The sequence below is a fragment of the Dellaglioa algida DSM 15638 genome (assembly GCF_001434695.1).
Lineage (GTDB): Bacteria > Bacillota > Bacilli > Lactobacillales > Lactobacillaceae > Dellaglioa > Dellaglioa algida.
The window spans coordinates 232,437-250,678 of sequence record NZ_AZDI01000001.1 but is presented as its reverse complement, the minus strand read 5'-3'; the positions used below and the strand labels follow the sequence as shown (position 1 = coordinate 250,678).

Below are 18,242 nucleotides of genomic sequence, written 5' to 3'. Positions count from 1 at the left end.
AGAATTCTTAAAGGATTCTTCCCTATTTTGTTTTAAAAGGATGATAATTTATGATTGAAGATTATATTTTGCAAATGTTTCAAGAGGATCCTCGCCGTCCTAACGTTGTGTATAGTATTATCATAGGACGAAATACAGTTTCAAATATATACTGGGGTATGCGTTACAATTTACTAGACTACTTTGGAATGGATCCTCAATTTTCGAATATGCTATTTCGGGAAAATATTGTTAAATTACAAAAAAATAAATTACTTGATGAGAATGAGGTAGGAGTTAAGCTGACCAGTTTAGGATTAGAACGGAAAAAGAAATTAAAAAAAAGCCTATATCAAGTTAAATATCCTAAGTTAATGAACCAATATAGATTGAATGAGTGGTCAGAGACGCTTACTTTAGCTATTCAAGTTATATCTGAGCTCAGTTTTACTAATCGACATTACTATCCCATAATGACATCTGAGTTAACTAAATTTAATATTAAGAGATGGCTTTCTAATAATGTTAAGGAGAAATTAGTAAGCCAAGTCCATTCAGAATTAGAACTCTTTATCAAAGAACTGGATACAAACGCAGAATTAATTTTTATGAATAAATTGATTGGACACCAACTTAATGGATTAACTAATAAACAGTTAGCAATTGAGTTGACCCTTTCAGAAATAGAGACCGACTTAATATATCGTGATACAATGAATTATTTTGCGAGTTGGATAGAACAACAAGAACAAAGTGTGTTTAAAGAATTGGTTCAGTTAATTCGAAACAAAGGAATCATTTCCGAAAGCGCGCAAGATACGATGAAGTTTATAAATGCAGGTTTGTCCGTTAACAATATTGCTAGAAAAAGACAATTAAAGAAAAGTACAATAAACGAACATTTACTTGAACTAGCAATGTTTGATGACAAATTTCCTTACCAACTATTTTTGACTAGCGAGTTAGTTGGTATTTTAACGAAGATAATTGGCGGAAATATTGATCAATATTCTTTTCAGGAAATACAAGAAAAAATACCGGAAATTGATTTTTTTGATTATCGCCTGTATCAAATTTATAGGAGTAAAAACGGATGACAACAATAAATTTAAAAGAAAAATTGTCGGAATATTTTGGGTTTGAGTCATTTATGTCGGGGCAAGAAGAGACAATTAAAACCGTTTTGTCAGGACATGATACGCTTTCAGTACTACCTACAGGGACTGGGAAATCGCTATGTTACCAATTGGCCGGTTATCTTATGAATGGAACAACGCTTATTGTTTCACCGTTATTATCATTAATTCAAGATCAAGTTAGCCAATTTAATTTTCGTGGAAATGGCGTAGCGATTGGCTTAACATCATTATTAAGTTATTCTGAAAAAAAATATGTATTAAAAAATATTAATGCTTACAAATTTATCTACCTATCTCCCGAAATGTTGAGTCAGGTTGAGGTTACCAATGCATTAAAAAGCATTAACGTATCCTTGTTTGTTGTTGATGAGGCACATTGTATTTCAACTTGGGGACCCGATTTTAGACCCGATTATTTAAACTTAAATAATGTCATTGCTGAACTTGGTGAACCACTTATCTTGGCTTTAACGGCAACGGCAACACCAAGAATTCAAGATGATATTGTCGCACAATTAATAATGCCAAATCGTTCTTTTAATAAAATTATTAGATCAGTTAATCGGGAAAATATTTTTTTGAGCACGATAAAAGTAAATGATGAATTTGAAAAAAATGAACAATTATTAGGATTGTTAAACAAGTTGGATGGCGTTGGGATTATTTATTTCTCGAGTAAGAAAAAAGCAAATGAAATCTCGGAGTTAATAAACCAGCATACGAAACTGAAGTCTGAACCGTATCATGCTGATTTAACTGATACGGCAAGGTACATAGTGCAACAACAATTTATGATGAATCAAATTGATGTTATCTGTGCGACGAGTGCTTTCGGCATGGGAATCAATAAGAAGGATATTCGCTATGTCATTCATTACCATATGCCCGCTAATTTTGAAAGCTACGTGCAGGAATTTGGTCGAGCTGGTCGGGATGGGCAACAAAGTATTGCAATAGTATTCTCTCAAGTAAACGATTTGTTCTTACAGAGGAGATTAATCGATTTAACGATTCCGGATGCTGATTTTATTAAGCTATATTTTAAAAAACATGCAGAATTAGTTGGACTCGGTGAAGAAAAAGGTAAGCTGCTAGATTATTATTATGAGAAGCATGACACAGTTGATCAGGTACAAGCGCTATTCAGACAAAGAAAAATCGAAAAAGAGATTGGGTTACAAAGCATGATGGCATTTATTGATTCCAATCAGTGCCGAAAACAAGAAATTTTAAGACATTTTGGTGAATCAAAAGTAGTACAACACGATAAAAGCTGTTGTTCAGTCGTTTTTACTGAAAAGACACTTGAGGTAATTGGCCTGGAAAAAAGGAGAAACGTAACCGATGAAAAACGATTAATTCAATCGTCAGAAACAATTATGACAAAATTATTTCAAAAATCCTGAGAATAATTTGGATTGTTATGGTAAAATAATGGTAATTGTTTTTAGGAGGATTGAAAAATTGAGTGATAAAAAAGATAATTCAGAGAAAAAGCCGTGGGAAAAATCGTTTGAAGATGATAGGGATGACAATGGGAATTATTCTCGATCAGCAAACAGACGTAAGAGTAAGAATAGTTCGTTATTGACCACAGGATTATTAGTTGTTTTTGTAGCCATTATTGTTGGAACAATTGGTTTTTATATTGTTGAAAGTAACAAGGTATATCAGCCAGAAGATGTCGCAACAAGCGAAAGCTCTTCAAGTAAAAAGACTGTAGCTAAGACGGATGATACGGCAAGTTCTGAATCAAAAGTTAAAGCGGAATCAGAATCTAAAGTAAAAGCAAGTTCTGAATCGAAAGCTAAAGCAAAATCGGATTCAGAGTCGAAGGCTAAGGCGGAATCAGAATCGAAATCAAAAGTAAGTTCTGAATCTGCATCTAGTGCTTCGTCAAGTTCTGAAAGTGCATCTAGTTCATCATCAAATTCGAGTGTAACCGTTGAAGCGGGACAAGGTATTTATCGTATTGCGGTAAATAACGGCTTGAGTATAGATCAACTTTTGGAATTGAATCCGGGATTAACTGCTAGTTCGGCAATTAGTGCAGGACAACAAATAAGAGTTAAATAATACATATGGGATTGATATCTAATCAATCCTATTTTTATGGAGGAATCAACAGATGAAAGAACATATCCAAATTGCGATAGACGGGCCGGCATCGGCAGGTAAGAGTACTGTTGCCAAGTTGGTTGCAAAAAAATTAAACTATGTTTATTGTGATACAGGCGCAATGTATCGAGCAATCACTTTTGAAGCGATGGCAAAAAATATCTCGTTAGATGATGATAATGAGTTAGTTAACTTATTAAAAAAGACGACAATTTCATTTAAACCAGCCGTTCCAGAACAATTAGTTTTTATAAATGATCAAGATATCACGCAGGCTATTCGTCAACCAGAAGTAACTAATAATGTCTCAACGGTTGCTGCTCAAGAAGGCGTCCGTCAGGAATTAGTAAAACGTCAACAAGAAATTGCTGATGCGGGTTCAATTGTTATGGACGGCCGTGATATTGGTACGACGGTACTGCCAAATGCTGAGATTAAGATTTTTTTAGTCGCTAGTGTTAAAGAACGTGCACTTCGTCGCTTCAAAGAAAACCAAATTAAAGGTATTGATACGGCGCTCGATATTTTAGAGTTAGAAATTGCCGAACGGGATAGAAAAGATTCTACACGTGAAATTTCCCCACTTGTACAGGCAAAAGATGCTATACTTGTAGATACAACTTCAATGAATATTGAAGGCGTTGTACAGAAAATTATGGAAATAATTAACAAATAATAAAATAAAATATGAAAAATGAGTATTAGTACTAGTAATTACTCTTCATTTCAGCTAAAATAATAAATAGAGTTTATTCGCTAAGGAGGACATTGTCCATGAGTAATATTGAAGAAAATAATGATTTACTAGAAGCACTAAATAGTGTGAGTGAAGTTAAGGTTGGTTCTGTTATAAAAGGTGAAGTTTTAGCTATTGATGATGCTAAACAAGTCATTGTTGGTATTGAAGGTGCCGGAGTTGAAGGTGTCGTTCCAGCAAAAGAACTAGCACTTAAAGCTGGCGAAGAAACAGAAGACGTTGTCAAAATTGGTGACGTTATGGATTTAGTTGTTATTTCAAGTATCGGTGGCGATAAAGAAGGTGGTAGTTACTTACTATCACAAAGAAGAATTGCTGAACGTGAAGTTTGGAATGACTTACAAAAATTGGCTGACGATGATGCTACAATCGAAGCTACAATCACACAAGTTGTTAAAGGTGGATTGGTTGCTGATGCCGGTGTACGTGGATTCGTACCTGCTTCAATGATTGATGATCGTTTTGTTGAAGATTTATCAAAATACAATCACCAAACATTAGATTTCAAGATTATTGAAATTGACCCAACTGAAAATAGATTAATCTTGTCACATAAAGCAATCGTTAAAGCTCAAAGAGATGCTCAAAAAGCTGAAACACTCAAAACTTTAACTGTTGGTGAAGTTGTAACTGGAACAGTGGCTCGTTTAACTAACTTTGGTGCATTCGTTGACCTTGGTGGTATTGATGGACTTGTTCATATTTCAGAAATTTCATACAACCGTATTTCAAAAGCAGAAGACGTTTTATCTGTTGGCGAAGAAGTTAAAGTTAAAGTATTGGCAATTGATTTAGATAAAAACCGTATCTCATTGTCAATCAAACAAACATTACCTCAACCATGGGATAATGTTGAAAATGACATTCATGTAGATGATGTTTTAGATGGTACTGTTAAACGTTTAACAACATTTGGTGCATTTGTTGAAGTTATGCCTGGAATTGAAGGATTAGTTCATATTTCACAAATTTCTTACACACATATTGCAACGCCAGGTGAAGTTCTAAAAACTGGTCAAGCTGTTCAAGTTAAAGTACTTGAAGTGCATCCAGCAGAACATCGTTTAGCTTTATCAATTAAAGCTCTTGAAGAAAAACCAGCAACAGAAGAAAAACCTGAAAAGAAAAAAACAGTTAAAAAAGCTGCACCAAAAGCTAAAGCACCTAAATCAACAATGAGTGGTATGCCAGAAGAAAGTACTGGTTTCACACTTGGAGATATTTTAGGTAAAGCATTAGAAGATGCAGATACTAACAAATAATTAAAATATTATTTTAAGTAACGACTGAACTGTAGTTCAGTCGTTTTTATTATTATAAGAGATATTCAGAAAGTGAGGTACCGTCTATGGCAAATCCTGTTGTAGCAATTGTTGGTCGTCCTAATGTTGGGAAGTCCACAGTTTTTAATAGAATAGCCGGGGAACGAATTTCAATTGTTGAAGATACCCCGGGTGTTACACGAGATCGTATTTATGCACATAGTGAGTGGTTAGCGCAGAAGTTTAGTCTAATTGATACCGGTGGTATTGATATTGGTGATGAACCATTCTTAACGCAAATTACTGAACAAGCACAAATTGCGATTGATGAAGCTGATGTTATTGTTTTTCTTGTGAGTGTTAAAGAAGGCGTAACGGATGCCGATGAAAAAGTTGCTAAAATTTTATATCGTTCGGATAAACCAGTCATTTTAGCCGTTAATAAAGTAGATAATCCGGAATCCCGACAAGATATTTTCGATTTTTATTCATTAGGATTCGGCGAACCATTCCCAGTTTCTGGGAGTCATGGGCTTGGTGTCGGTGATTTATTGGATGAAATCACAAAGAAATTTCCCGAAAATGTTCCAGATGAAGATGATAGTCGAATTAAATTTAGTTTAATTGGCCGTCCTAATGTTGGTAAATCTTCATTAGTAAATGCTATCTTGGGAGAAAATAGAGTGATTGTTTCACCCATTGAAGGAACAACACGAGACGCGATTGATACGGCTTTTGATACAGACGAAGGCGATATGTTCTCAATGATCGATACTGCCGGTATTAGAAAACGCGGAAAAGTTTACGAAAATACTGAAAAATATTCCGTTTTACGTGCCATGCGTGCTATTGATCGATCAGACGTCGTTTTGGTCGTGTTAAACGCTGAGGAAGGTATTCGCGAACAAGATAAACGTGTTGCTGGTTACGCTCATGAAGCAGGCCGTGGTATTATTATTGTCGTTAATAAATGGGATACGCTTGAAAAAGATAATCATTCATTATCTGACTTTGAAGCTAATATCCGTCAAGAATTTGCTTATCTAAGTTATGCACCTATTATCTTTGTGTCAGCAATTACGCAACAACGTTTGACTAAGATACCTGAATTAATCAAACGTGTTAATGAGAACCATAGTCGTCGTATAACGTCATCAGTATTAAATGATGTGATTATGGATGCCGTAGCGCATAACCCAACGCCAACTGATAATGGTAAACGTTTAAGAATCTACTATTCAACGCAGGTAGCCATTCAACCACCTACGTTTGTTGTGTTCGTTAACGATACAGATCTTATGCATTTTTCATATGAACGATTCTTAGAAAATCAGATTAGAACGTCATTTGATTTTGAAGGAACTCCAATTCATGTTATTGAAAGAAGAAGAAAATAAATTAGGATAGATAAAACGCTATCATTATATCTTTTTTTCTTCAAAAAGGGTTAAATACCTTGATGTAATACGTTTTGTGTGGTATCTTAAATAAAGAATTAGTAGAGTAATCTCTGGTTCTGTTATTATTATTTATTTTAATAATAATAGCTGAATATCCTTGGATATTTGGACACATTTTAGGGGAGGTGAAACATTATGGCAAACAAAGCACAATTAATCGAAAATGTTGCAAAAGAAACAGGTTTGACGAAAAAAGATGCTACAGTTGCAGTTGACGCTGTATTTGGTTCAATCCAAAACACATTAGCTACAGGCGAAAAAGTTCAATTAATCGGTTTCGGTAACTTTGAAGTACGCGAACGCGCTGCTCGTAAAGGTCGTAACCCACAAACTGGTGAAGAAATTCAAATCCCTGCAAGTAAAGTACCTGCATTTAAACCAGGTAAAGCTTTAAAGGATTCAGTTAAATAATACTTAGAAAAAGCTAGTACAATTCATTTTGTACTAGCTTTTTCATTCTATAATTTATTTTATAGACAATAGTCATGTAAGTAATTACTGGCTATTGTGTGCATGATAGATTAAACTAATTCGTATTGATTCGACAACGAAGTGAAAGGAAGTTAATTAATGACACATTCAGAAATTATGTTAGATTACTTGGACGAAGGTCAAATAGACGAAGCAATGAAGGAGTTTGCCAAGGCGTTAAGAAAAGATAACGATGCGACGTTATTTAGTTTGGCAGAAGAATTATATAGTTTGGGCTTTTTAGCACAATCAAAACGTACCTATGAAAGATTGCTTGAAAAATATCCGGAAGAAGACACATTACGGACTTTCTTGGCAGATATTGCGATCAGCGAGGGTAAATCTGATGAGGCACTCAATTATTTATCGGAAATTGATGAGGATTCAGATGCTTATCTACAATCGCTGATGGTTGCGGCTGATCTTTATCAAACGCAGGGTATGTTTGAAGTTAGTGAAAATAAGCTATTGACTGCATTTAGATTGGCTCCGGATGAAGAGGTCATTCAATTTGCTCTAGGTGAATTGTACTTCAATACCAAACAATTCAGTCAAGCAATTGGATTTTACCTTGAATTAATCAAGGCGGGACAAACTGAGCTTTCGCAGGTTAACTTGGTTCAAAGACTTGGTGTTAGTTATGCAAATAGTGGACAATTTGAAAAAGCAATGGCGTACTTGGAACAAATACATTTAGAAAATATGGATTCCGATACTAAATTACAAATGGGATTAACATATTTACAATTGAACGATCAACAAAAAGCGATTGACATTCTATATGATTTAAAAGAAGAAGATTCATCTTACACGTCGCTTTATCCAATTCTTGGTCAAGCATTGTCAAATGAGAATAGATTGAATGATGCCTTACTTGTCTATCAAGAAGGTTTGTCCGTTGACGAGGTAAATGATACATTATACGAACAAGCAGCCGTTGTGGCTTTAAAATTGGACGACGAGAAGCAAGCCGAGAAGTATTTAAATAAGGCAATCGACATAAATCCTGATAATACGGGTATATTACTTCAATTGAGTAACTTGTTAGTTAAGCAAGAACGCGATGACGAAGACGTAAAATTGTTAGAAGACATAAAAAGCGATGGTGATGTAGATCCTCAAATATTCTGGAATCTAGCGATATCATATGAAAGACTTGAAAATTATGAGAAAGCTGAAGAAAATTATTTGGAGGCATACCCATACTTTACTAATCAAAGTGATTTTCTAAGATCTGTTATATTTGTTTTTAGAGAAAATGGTCGACAAGAAGAATTACAAGATGCAATTAAACATTATCTAGCATTAGTGCCCGATGATCAAGAAATTATTGATATTCAAAACGATATAAACGATTAGAAAAAACGTTCATGCTACTAGGTATGGACGTTTTTCTGACTTATCTAGTTAAGGCGAGATAAGCTACTTTTAACGGATAGTTGTGCTCTGAGGAGGGGATTAAATGTTAAAGATTCAGTTAGTCACACCAAAATTAGAAGATAGCGATGAAATATTTAATTTAGTTGACCGTAATCGTTCTGAATTAAAACATTGGCTTCCTTGGGTTAGATTAATGAAATCGAGTGCAGACGAGACTAATTTTTTACGAAATTCTCTGAAAGATTCAACTAAACTTACATTTGGCATAGTAATCAATCAAAATTTTGTTGGTATGATTGATTTACATGAGATAAAATCGGAAACCGCAGAGGTGGGTTATTGGTTAGATAAGGATTCAGTAGGGAAAGGGATCGGGTCATCGGCGCTGAAAAATCTTGAGGAGTTATCAACGAGAGACTATAAAATTAGAGAATTAAAAATAATTTTAAATATGGACAATCAAAAAAGTATGAATGTGGCAAAAAGAAATGGTTATCAGTTTATTGAACAAAATAGACAAAACTTAGTTTTCAAAAAGGAACTAGAAATTTTCTAGTTCCTTTTTTGCATCTAAATGGTTAGTTTTTGCTCGATAATTAAATGGCGGTAATATAACAGTGAACTCGGATCAAGCCTTAAAGTCCTCATGAATTCAGTATCTGTTGTCATATTATGTGTGAGAATATAAAAGCATATAGCCGATTGATATAAAGAGCTTGGAGAAATGTTGGGAGCAATAAAATGTAAATCTTTTTTTAAAAATTTATGTAAACCGGGTAAAGATAATAATGGGGAATCAATATTTTGACGTAATTTTAGAAAGGAATCGTCCGACCGCTGTAAGTCTTGCAGAGTCTTAATATGCACGTCAAATTGATTCAGAAATAAGCGTTCTGATTCTGAGAAAGAACGTAGTTTGAAAGTACGGTAAAAACCAGGTTGTAAAATTTCTGAAATTTTATAGAAGTGACGAGTCATTAGTAATACGAGTCTCGAGTAATAACTAATTTCTGAATTTAAAAGATAAGAGTCAAAGTTCAATAACCAATCAAAAGTCGGGACAGAACTTTGGACATTTTTTTTGCCTTTCAACATTAAAGTTGGGATATGTGTATTTATTTGATGAATGAATAAGTATTTAAAATAACCGTTTAGATGAGATAAAACTTTTGTATACGTTGAATTCTTAACTTCTCTTTGAACCTGCAGCATTGATAGGTATTGTCTGACGTCTGATTCTAGAATAGTTTCAACATTACTATTTTCAAGGTAAGCATCATTAAAGTGGCGTAGAAAATTAAAAAAGTCGCTAAGATCATGATTATATTCCATAATTGTTGCATTCGATAGAGAACGGGTGAGTAAAGATAAATTGAATGCTTCTTCGTAAGGATAACTCATTTTAAAACCTCCTAAGTAATAAATAATAAGTTACTTTAACTATAACACGATTAAAAAGAATACGCACTGCAAAGAACGCAGTGCGCAAACCCTGTTACTGATTAAAAATCTGGCTTATCTTATTTTTTTGTTGCCGATCAAAACTAAATCCCTGACCCAAGACCTCATTTACATTACTAATTGAAACAAAAGCGTTAGGGTCCTGATTTTTAAGAATTTCTTTTAATTGATGAAGTTCATTACGATTTATGACAACATAAATCATTTTCTTGTCCTGATGAGAATAAGAACCCTCACCATTAATATAGCTGACACCGCGTTCCAATTTACTCCAAATCTCGTTAGTTATAATTTGGTACTTGTCACTAATAATTAATATGCTAAGTCCAGAATAACTACCTTCAAGTGTAAAGTTAACGATTCTTGAGAAAACATATGAACTCAGTAGGGTATACATCATATGTCTAAGATCAAGGTAACTTAGAGATACCACCAAGACAGCAACATCAAGGGCAAGAATTGTTTTCCCCATTTGAACACCGCGTGTTTTCTCTAAAATTCGAGCGACCACATCTGTGCCTCCCGTTGTACCACCGAAACGATACACTAATCCAGAACCAATTCCACCAAAAGCACCTGCTAAAATACCTGCCAAAAATAAATCGTTATTCACATTAATTTGAACCGGTGCGCGTTGCCAAATCCATAAGAATAAAGATAGCATTAACGTTCCATAAATAGTATAAATTAATGATCGTTTGCCTAGAAATCGATAGCCAATAAGAATTAATGGGACGTTAATAGCAAGCGTTGAGTAGGCTGGATCGATATGAAACCAGAAACGTAAGATTAAGGTAATACCAGTAATACCACCTTCGGCCAGATGATTCGTTATATTAACAGTTGCGAGTCCGAATGCGTAGAAACAACATCCAAGCGCAATCATGATTAAATCCATTATTTTAATTCGTTCATTTTTTAAAATTAGAGCCACCTCCTAAAATAAATTCACTATAAATATCATACCATATTATTGAGAAATGTCTGTTCACTGGCATTTTAAATCTAGTATAAATCTGTTAAACTAGAATGTATTAATTAAAGATGAGGAGGATTACTATGATTAAAGTTTTAGTTGCTGGATTCAAAGGACGAATGGGGACTACCACAACAAATATGATCTTAGAAAATCCATTATTTGAATTAGTTGGTGTCTACAGTACATCTGCTACGGAAAAAAATATAAATGAAATTGCTGAATATAAGTCAGAGAATGTACCTGTATTTAATGAATTAGAAAAAATAAATATAAAAGCCGATGTTTGGATTGATTTTACAATACCTGGTGCCGCGTTTGAAAATGTTAAATTTGCTATTTCAAAACATATGTCGCCAGTTGTTGGTACTACGGGTTTAACGGAAGATAATTTAACTGAGCTAAAAAAATTGTCTAAACTCGAAAAGTTAGGCGGATTAATTGCACCTAACTTTGGTATTTCAGCAGTTTTATTAATGCAATTCGCGCAACAAGCCGCTAAGTACTTACCCGACGTTGAAATAATAGAAATGCATCATGATAAAAAATTAGATGCACCTAGTGGTACAGCTTTGAATACTGCGAAGTTAATTGCTAAAGTTCGTCAACCTAAAGTTCAGGGTAATCCGAATGAAAGAGAGACTTTACCAGGCGCAAGAGGTGCAGAATTCGAGGGTATGAGGATTCACAGTGTTCGCCTACCGGGTTACGTTGCTCATGAACAGGTTTTATTTGGCGGAAATGGTGAAGCGTTAACGATTCGTCAAGATTCATTCGATCGTATATCATTCATGTCCGGTGTTGCCGTTGCCGTTGAAAAAATTGGTACACATGAGGAATTACTCGTTGGATTGGAAAATCTATTATGATAGTATCCAACCTTGCAGACGAATTTCTTAAAGCCGAACCAGTTATTAAATCCATTGAAGAAGCTGGATTTGAAGCCTATTTTGTTGGCGGAAGCGTTCGAGATACAATTCTTGGTTTACCAATCCATGATGTTGATATCGCAACAAGTGCTTACCCGGAAGAGATCAAAGAAATATTCAATAAAACCGTAGATACTGGTATTCAGCATGGTACCGTTATGGTTTTAGATCATGGAGAAGGATACGAAATCACCACATTTAGAACAGAATCAACCTATCAGGATTTTAGGCGTCCGGATCACGTTGAATTCGTCCGTTCATTAGAAGAAGATTTAAAACGCCGTGATTTTACAATAAATGCGTTAGCAATGACTCATGAAGGCCGAATTATTGATTTGTTTGATGGATTACAGGATTTAGAAAATCATATTATCAGGGCCGTGGGAGAAGCAGACGAGCGCTTTAATGAAGATGCTTTAAGAATGATGAGGGCAATTAGATTTGCAAGTCAATTAGATTTTTCAATTGAAGAAAAAACAACAATTGCGTTAAAAAAACATGCGTCACTTTTGAAAAAAATTGCGATTGAACGTATTCATATTGAATTTGTAAAATTATTATTAGGAAAAAATCCTAAAACGGGATTACAACATTTTATGACGGCTGATTTAGCAAGATACTGTCCTGAATTTGATAATTATATGTCCGAACTAACTAATATGGCGTATTTAGATTCAATTAAACTTTCGTCGGAAGCTGCCGCTTGGTCGCTAGTCATTCATGTATTAAAAGTATCGGAATCCGATATTAGCCATTTTTTAGTTGCTTGGAAGAGTTCAAATGAACTAATTTCAAATGTGCAGGTGGCCATTAGGGCTCTAAATAGTATTCTAGATAAAACAATTGACCGAGAACTTATGTATGAAACAGGTCTAGAGTTACTGTTAACTGCCAACGAAATTGCAACAATATTTAACCGTAATATACCTATTGAAATCCTGGAAAGCGACTATGAACAACTACCAATTAAGTCTAAAAAAGAAATGCTTGTTAATGGTGGGCAACTGATAAAAGAAGTTGGCATTCAACCTGGTGAAAAATTAGGTCGTATTTTAGCCACATTAGAACATCAAGTATTAATGGAAAAAATACCAAACGAATCGACTCAATTATTAAAATTAGCTGAACGATTAGCGTCGGAGTTAGATTAATTTAGAAGATTAATTCAAATTTAGCCTATGAAATAAAAGAGAATCAAATCAGATAAGAGAGTGATTATATGCAAACATTAAGAGTTGAACATTTAAAGAAAACGTATGGCGAGAAAACATTATTTGATGATTTAAATTTTATCGTTAATGAAAAAGATAGAATTGGCTTAATTGGGACTAACGGTTCAGGGAAGACGACATTATTGAACGCACTAACTGAGCTTGATCCAGCTGATTCAGGTGATTTAATCAAACCAAATAACTACCGCATGAGTTATCTAAAGCAAATTCCTGAATTAAATGATGAAATGACGATTATGGAGGCCGCTTTTGAGGGTGCTTCACCCGTTTTTGAAACTATTCGTCACTATGAAGCAGCATTAACGGCATATAGTGAGCATCCTGAAGACGAAAAATTACAACAGCGTTACTCGGATGCGGAAGACCGTATGAATCGTGAAGATGCATGGAATGCCGATAACGACGTTAAAACAATTTTAACTCAACTGCAGATTACCGACTTAACACAAAAAGTTGCAACCTTATCTGGTGGACAGAAGAAGCGAGTTGGGTTAGCCCAAGTATTGATTCAAGCCCCAGACTTATTAATTTTAGATGAACCGACTAATCATTTAGATTTTAGCTCAATTGAATGGTTAGAAAGTTACCTTAAAACATATAAAGGCGCACTGATTGTGGTTACTCATGATCGTTACTTTTTAGATCAGATTGCTAACCAAATTTTGGAGTTATCATTCGGAAAATTATACTCATACGATGGTAACTATCAAGATTTTGTGGCTCAAAAAGCAGAGAGAGTAGCGCAAGAAGTTACCGCTGAACATAAAGAACAACAGTTATACAAAAAAGAACTCGCCTGGATGAGAACTGGTGCAAAAGCTAGATCGACAAAGCAGCAGGCTAGAATTAATCGTTTTAATGATTTAAAGGAAAATATGAATTCACTTCAAATTGATCAAGACGTGTCAATTGGATTAGGACAACAACGACTTGGCAAAAAGGTTATCGAATTAAAAGATGCTAGCCTTGTTTTAGAGAATCATAAAATTATTGATCATTTCAGTGAATTAATTCAAGCGAGTGATCGAATTGGGATTACTGGTAAAAATGGTGCCGGTAAATCAAGCTTATTAAATGCAATAGCTGGTAAGTTACCCCTTAATTCTGGTGAATTATTGATGGGTGAAACAGTTAAGTTAGGTTATTACCAGCAACAAACTGAACCAATTCCCGGAGATAAGAGAATGATTAGCTATTTAAATGAAATTGGCGAAAATGTTGAAAATAAACATGGTGAAAGAATTAGTACAACTCAACTTTTAGAACAATTTCTTTTCCCTAGATTCATGCATGGAACGTTAATTAGACAACTGTCCGGTGGAGAAAAAAGAAGACTTTATCTCTTGAAATTATTAATGCAACAACCTAACGTCCTATTGCTGGATGAACCCACTAATGATTTAGATATTGGAACATTAACGGTACTTGAAGACTACCTTGAATCCTTTAATGGGGCTGTTATCACTGTTTCCCATGATCGATACTTCCTAGATAAAGTTGCGGATCAACTTCTTATTTTTGAAGGTAACGCAAAGATTAATCGATATACAGGATTGTTTACAGCATATCTTGCTAACAATTCGATGGAAGATGATACAATAGTCACAACTAAAAATAAGTCCGCTGAAAGTGACGTTATTTCAGATGACGATTCAAAAGTAAAGTTAACTTATGCTGAGCAAAAAGAATTTGAAACAATCGAACAATTAATTGATGACTTAGAAGCGACTAAAGAAAAAGCTGAAAATGATATGGCAAAAACAAACGGTAATGATTTCGTTGCACTAAGTGAATTACAAGTTTTAATCGATAAATTAGATGTTGAAATTGAAGAAAAAATGAATCGTTGGGACTACTTAGGAAAATATGCAGAAAAGGGGTAATCTTCGCATGGAAGAAACGTATTTACAACTCGAACGTGATATTTTAGCAAATGGAAACGACAAAACTGATCGCACTCAAACAGGGACTAAAAGTCTCTTTGGGTACCAAATGAGATTTGATTTAAGCCAAGGATTCCCATTATTAACAACTAAAAAAGTGCCATTTGGTTTAATTAAAAGTGAATTGTTATGGTTTTTAAAGGGCGATACAAATATTCAATATTTATTAAAGCATAAGAATCATATTTGGGACGAATGGGCTTTTAAAAATTATATCGAGAGTAATGACTATGTGGGGCCAGATATGACTGATTTTGGTCGTCGTGCTCTTTCTGATCCCGAATTTAAGAAAGAATATGACGTTCAGAAAAAGGTTTTTTGCGATAAAATTATTGAAGATGATGAATTTGCTAAAAAATTTGGTGAGCTTGGAGACGTTTATGGTAGCCAATGGCGCGAATGGAAAACGAGACAAGGTGACACAATTGATCAAATTTCGGATGTTATTGAAGCAATCAAAAAAACGCCCGATTCTAGAAGATTGATTGTATCGGCATGGAATCCAGAAGACGTACCAAACGTGGCGCTGCCTCCTTGTCATACCTTATTTCAATTTTACGTGGCGGATGGTAAATTAAGCTGCCAACTATATCAACGAAGTGGCGATGTTTTTCTAGGAGTGCCATTTAATATTGCAAGTTATGCTCTATTAACGCATCTAATTGCCAAAGAAGTTGGACTCGAGGTTGGCGAATTTATCCATACCTTGGGTGACGCGCATATTTACAGCAATCACATGGAACAAGTGAAAGAACAGCTCACTCGTGAAGTTCAACCAATGCCAAAACTATGGTTAAACCCTGATAAGGAAAGTATCTTTGATTATGATATGTCTGATATAAAGATTGAGGGATATAATCCGGCACCACCAATTAAGGCACCTGTCGCGGTTTAAAAGTTGATAAGGAGATCAGAAGATGATTAATTTTATTTGGGCTGAAGATGATGAACAACACATTGGGTATAAAGGTAAATTACCATGGCACTTACCAAATGATATGAAATTTTTTAAAAAAATGACAATTAATAAGGTAGTAGTAATGGGTAGGAATACGTTTGAAAGTTTTCCCGGTCTTTTACCTAATCGTGTTAATGTCGTCGTATCCAGTAAATCAGATTTGGTTGAAACGGACAACTTAAAAATTGTTCATTCAATACCAGAGTTAAATTCCTTACTAGAAACATTCTCCGATGATATCTTCGTTATTGGTGGTGCAACGTTATTTGAAGAAATGTACTCAAATGTCGACCGCCTGTATCAAACGAAGATTCACGCTATTTTTGATGGCGATGTGACGATGGTTCCCATAAACTATGATGATTGGCAATTAGTTGAAAAAATTGATGGTCAAACCGATGAGAAAAATAAATATCAACATGAGTTTAGAATTTATAATAGAAAATAAAAATGAAGTCATCCTCAGATTAACGAGGGTGACTTCATTTTTTACGCGCTTAAGTGTACAATAAAATTGAAAAATACATTAACCCCGTACCCAGCATCACGAATAAATGCCAAACGACGTGTAAATACTTAATACCATTGATACTGTAAATACCCGCACCAATCGTAAATGCAACTCCACCTGAAACAAGTAACCAGAATCCAGTAGCTCCCAGGCTAGAGTAAAGGGGAATCATTGCGCTAATACAAAGCCATCCCATAATTAAATAAATAATTGTCGAAATAGCTTTAAAATGGCCTAACCAAATTGATTTGTAGATAATTCCTAGAATGGTCATGGCCCAAATAATACCAAACAATGTCCATCCCAATGCACCTTTAACGGCCAGTAGACAATATGGGGTATACGTACCCGCAATCAATATATAGATACTACTATGATCAAATATTTGAAAAACAGTTCTTGCTCGTGTAAAAATCAAACTGTGAAATAATGTAGATGTTAGGTAGAGTAACACTAATGATGAGCCATATATTGCGTACGACGTTATCTCTAATGCACTACCGTTATGAGCACCTTTAATCAAAAGGATAATTAATCCGGCTATACTTAAGCCAAGTCCAATACCATGAGTTATGGCATTCAATACCTCATTCAAGATAAGATATCTTCTACTATAATTTTGTTTCAAAAAAACACCTCAGTCATCAATTTCTATGTGAAATAAGCCAGTATCTCTGATATACTAGACATTATAAATGGAAAAGTTTATAGTGTCATTATTGTACCATGATTAAAAACTTTTGTTAAGAAAGTGTGGATGAAGAAACATGACAAACATTAAAATAATAACGGACTCATCTGTTGGACTAACAGATGCTGAAATAAAAGAAAACAATATTAATATTATCCCATTAAGTGTCATGATAGATGACACTATTTACGTTGAGGGTGAATCAATTACAAATGATGAATTTGAAACAAAAATGGAATCATCAAAAACGTTACCTAAAACAAGTCAGCCTCCAATCGGAACTTTTGTAGAAACGTTCGACAAAATTGGTGAGGACGGTAGTCAAATTCTTTCACTTCACATGACTGATCAAATTAGTGGCACGGTCCATACTGCAGAACAAGCCGCACAAATGAGTCAATCTGATGTAACGGTTATTGATACACGGTCTACTGACAGAGGCATGGCATTTCAAGTTTTAGCTGCCGCTAAACTAGCAAATGCTGGTTCATCTATGGCCGATATCATAACAAAAATAGCTGAAATACGTGAAAATTCGAAATTATATATGGCTGTCATGACTTTAGACAATATGGTCAAGGGCGGGCGTATATCAAGATTAACAGGTGTTCTTTCAAGCGTATTAAATATGAAAATTATTCTTGAAATGATTGACGGCGAATTAAAAATTAAAAATAAGGGCCGTGGTATGAAGACGGTAAATAAATTCGTTTCAGAGTTAGTCGAAGAATTAAAAACAACGCCAAATGTTAAATCAGTTGGTATTTCACACGCAGGAAATGAAAAAAAAGCCCTTGAAGTTCGTGACTTATTACAAACTGCAGTTCCTACAATTGATATTTTAGTTCGACAAACAGCGCCTATTATTGCAACCCATGGTGGTCCAGGCGCTTTCGCAGTTATGTTCTATGCTGAAAAAGCTTAAAATCTAAAAATTGATAGTTAAACTGGTCCAAAAACAACTGTTTTTGTCCA

Annotated in this window: 18 protein-coding genes; 15 read left to right on the top strand and 3 right to left on the bottom strand. The window is 34.6% G+C overall.

Going from position 1 to position 18,242, the window contains the following annotated elements; translation table 11 throughout:
- Positions 1-50: 50 nt before the first annotated feature.
- From FC66_RS01305 to FC66_RS01265, 9 genes are all read left to right on the top strand, one after another.
- A complete protein-coding gene (locus FC66_RS01305) occupies positions 51-1,076 on the top strand; it encodes a helix-turn-helix domain-containing protein (RefSeq protein ID WP_057973566.1) in 1,026 nt (341 codons plus the stop codon).
- On the top strand, positions 1,073-2,524 hold the full coding sequence (locus FC66_RS01300; RefSeq protein ID WP_057973565.1) for a RecQ family ATP-dependent DNA helicase: 1,452 nt from the start codon (positions 1,073-1,075) through the stop codon (positions 2,522-2,524). The genes FC66_RS01305 and FC66_RS01300 overlap by 4 nt, the downstream gene beginning before the upstream one ends.
- A gap of 58 nt (positions 2,525-2,582) precedes the next feature.
- The gene (locus FC66_RS01295) at positions 2,583-3,194 is read left to right on the top strand and encodes a LysM peptidoglycan-binding domain-containing protein (RefSeq protein WP_057973564.1); all 612 of its coding nucleotides are present in this window, start codon (positions 2,583-2,585) and stop codon (positions 3,192-3,194) included.
- Between the two features lie 52 nt (positions 3,195-3,246).
- Positions 3,247-3,912, top strand: coding sequence for a (d)CMP kinase (cmk, locus tag FC66_RS01290; protein ID WP_057973563.1), 666 nt, complete (start codon positions 3,247-3,249; stop codon positions 3,910-3,912).
- A gap of 98 nt (positions 3,913-4,010) precedes the next feature.
- Positions 4,011-5,255 carry a 30S ribosomal protein S1 gene (gene rpsA / locus FC66_RS01285; protein ID WP_057973562.1) on the top strand — a complete coding sequence of 415 codons (1,245 nt, stop codon included), beginning with the start codon at positions 4,011-4,013 and terminating at the stop codon, positions 5,253-5,255.
- Between the two features lie 86 nt (positions 5,256-5,341).
- Positions 5,342-6,652, top strand: coding sequence for a ribosome biogenesis GTPase Der (der, locus tag FC66_RS01280; protein WP_057973561.1), 1,311 nt, complete (start codon positions 5,342-5,344; stop codon positions 6,650-6,652).
- 198 nt (positions 6,653-6,850) lie between these two features.
- Positions 6,851-7,126 (top strand): HU family DNA-binding protein, encoded by a 276-nt coding sequence (locus FC66_RS01275; protein ID WP_057973560.1) that lies wholly within the window; start codon positions 6,851-6,853, stop codon positions 7,124-7,126.
- Positions 7,127-7,285: 159 nt separating this feature from the next.
- Positions 7,286-8,545: a tetratricopeptide repeat protein gene (locus FC66_RS01270; RefSeq protein WP_057973559.1), complete on the top strand. Its 1,260-nt coding sequence runs from the start codon at positions 7,286-7,288 to the stop codon at positions 8,543-8,545.
- A 103-nt stretch (positions 8,546-8,648) separates the two neighbouring features.
- Positions 8,649-9,122: a GNAT family N-acetyltransferase gene (locus FC66_RS01265; protein ID WP_057973558.1), complete on the top strand. Its 474-nt coding sequence runs from the start codon at positions 8,649-8,651 to the stop codon at positions 9,120-9,122.
- A gap of 14 nt (positions 9,123-9,136) precedes the next feature.
- Here FC66_RS01265 and FC66_RS01260 read toward each other — a convergent pair whose 3' ends face one another.
- Positions 9,137-9,967 (bottom strand): site-specific integrase, encoded by an 831-nt coding sequence (locus FC66_RS01260; RefSeq protein ID WP_057973557.1) that lies wholly within the window; start codon positions 9,965-9,967, stop codon positions 9,137-9,139.
- Between the two features lie 94 nt (positions 9,968-10,061).
- Entirely contained in the window at positions 10,062-10,925 is an 864-nt protein-coding gene (locus FC66_RS01255; protein WP_057973556.1) for a YitT family protein, read from the bottom strand.
- Between the two features lie 161 nt (positions 10,926-11,086).
- Here FC66_RS01255 and dapB point away from each other — a divergent pair, with 161 nt between their 5' ends.
- From dapB to FC66_RS01230, 5 genes are all read left to right on the top strand, one after another.
- Entirely contained in the window at positions 11,087-11,872 is a 786-nt protein-coding gene (gene dapB, locus FC66_RS01250; RefSeq protein WP_057973555.1) for a 4-hydroxy-tetrahydrodipicolinate reductase, read from the top strand.
- On the top strand, positions 11,869-13,083 hold the full coding sequence (locus FC66_RS01245) for a CCA tRNA nucleotidyltransferase (protein WP_057973554.1): 1,215 nt from the start codon (positions 11,869-11,871) through the stop codon (positions 13,081-13,083). The genes dapB and FC66_RS01245 overlap by 4 nt, the downstream gene beginning before the upstream one ends.
- A gap of 68 nt (positions 13,084-13,151) precedes the next feature.
- Positions 13,152-15,047 (top strand): ABC-F family ATP-binding cassette domain-containing protein, encoded by a 1,896-nt coding sequence (locus tag FC66_RS01240; protein ID WP_057973553.1) that lies wholly within the window; start codon positions 13,152-13,154, stop codon positions 15,045-15,047.
- A gap of 7 nt (positions 15,048-15,054) precedes the next feature.
- Positions 15,055-16,002, top strand: a complete 948-nt coding sequence (locus tag FC66_RS01235) for a thymidylate synthase (RefSeq protein ID WP_057973552.1) — start codon at positions 15,055-15,057, stop codon at positions 16,000-16,002.
- Between the two features lie 22 nt (positions 16,003-16,024).
- Positions 16,025-16,513 carry a dihydrofolate reductase gene (locus tag FC66_RS01230; protein WP_057973551.1) on the top strand — a complete coding sequence of 163 codons (489 nt, stop codon included), beginning with the start codon at positions 16,025-16,027 and terminating at the stop codon, positions 16,511-16,513.
- A 49-nt stretch (positions 16,514-16,562) separates the two neighbouring features.
- Here the strand turns inward: FC66_RS01230 and trhA are convergent, their stop codons facing one another.
- The gene (gene trhA, locus FC66_RS01225) at positions 16,563-17,204 is read right to left on the bottom strand and encodes a PAQR family membrane homeostasis protein TrhA (protein ID WP_057973550.1); all 642 of its coding nucleotides are present in this window, start codon (positions 17,202-17,204) and stop codon (positions 16,563-16,565) included.
- 139 nt (positions 17,205-17,343) lie between these two features.
- Here trhA and FC66_RS01220 point away from each other — a divergent pair, with 139 nt between their 5' ends.
- Positions 17,344-18,192: a DegV family protein gene (locus FC66_RS01220; protein ID WP_057973549.1), complete on the top strand. Its 849-nt coding sequence runs from the start codon at positions 17,344-17,346 to the stop codon at positions 18,190-18,192.
- The last annotated feature ends 50 nt before the right edge of the window (positions 18,193-18,242 follow it).

Coding starts and splice junctions, on each gene's coding strand:
- FC66_RS01305 (WP_057973566.1), top strand. CDS start 51: ATGATTGAAGATTATATTTTGCAAATGTTTCAAGAGGATCCTCGCCGT.
- FC66_RS01300 (WP_057973565.1), top strand. CDS start 1,073: ATGACAACAATAAATTTAAAAGAAAAATTGTCGGAATATTTTGGGTTT.
- cmk (WP_057973563.1), top strand. CDS start 3,247: ATGAAAGAACATATCCAAATTGCGATAGACGGGCCGGCATCGGCAGGT.
- rpsA (WP_057973562.1), top strand. CDS start 4,011: ATGAGTAATATTGAAGAAAATAATGATTTACTAGAAGCACTAAATAGT.
- der (WP_057973561.1), top strand. CDS start 5,342: ATGGCAAATCCTGTTGTAGCAATTGTTGGTCGTCCTAATGTTGGGAAG.
- FC66_RS01275 (WP_057973560.1), top strand. CDS start 6,851: ATGGCAAACAAAGCACAATTAATCGAAAATGTTGCAAAAGAAACAGGT.
- FC66_RS01270 (WP_057973559.1), top strand. CDS start 7,286: ATGACACATTCAGAAATTATGTTAGATTACTTGGACGAAGGTCAAATA.
- FC66_RS01265 (WP_057973558.1), top strand. CDS start 8,649: ATGTTAAAGATTCAGTTAGTCACACCAAAATTAGAAGATAGCGATGAA.
- FC66_RS01260 (WP_057973557.1), bottom strand. CDS start 9,967: ATGAGTTATCCTTACGAAGAAGCATTCAATTTATCTTTACTCACCCGT.
- FC66_RS01255 (WP_057973556.1), bottom strand. CDS start 10,925: ATGGATTTAATCATGATTGCGCTTGGATGTTGTTTCTACGCATTCGGA.
- dapB (WP_057973555.1), top strand. CDS start 11,087: ATGATTAAAGTTTTAGTTGCTGGATTCAAAGGACGAATGGGGACTACC.
- FC66_RS01245 (WP_057973554.1), top strand. CDS start 11,869: ATGATAGTATCCAACCTTGCAGACGAATTTCTTAAAGCCGAACCAGTT.
- FC66_RS01240 (WP_057973553.1), top strand. CDS start 13,152: ATGCAAACATTAAGAGTTGAACATTTAAAGAAAACGTATGGCGAGAAA.
- FC66_RS01235 (WP_057973552.1), top strand. CDS start 15,055: ATGGAAGAAACGTATTTACAACTCGAACGTGATATTTTAGCAAATGGA.
- FC66_RS01230 (WP_057973551.1), top strand. CDS start 16,025: ATGATTAATTTTATTTGGGCTGAAGATGATGAACAACACATTGGGTAT.
- FC66_RS01220 (WP_057973549.1), top strand. CDS start 17,344: ATGACAAACATTAAAATAATAACGGACTCATCTGTTGGACTAACAGAT.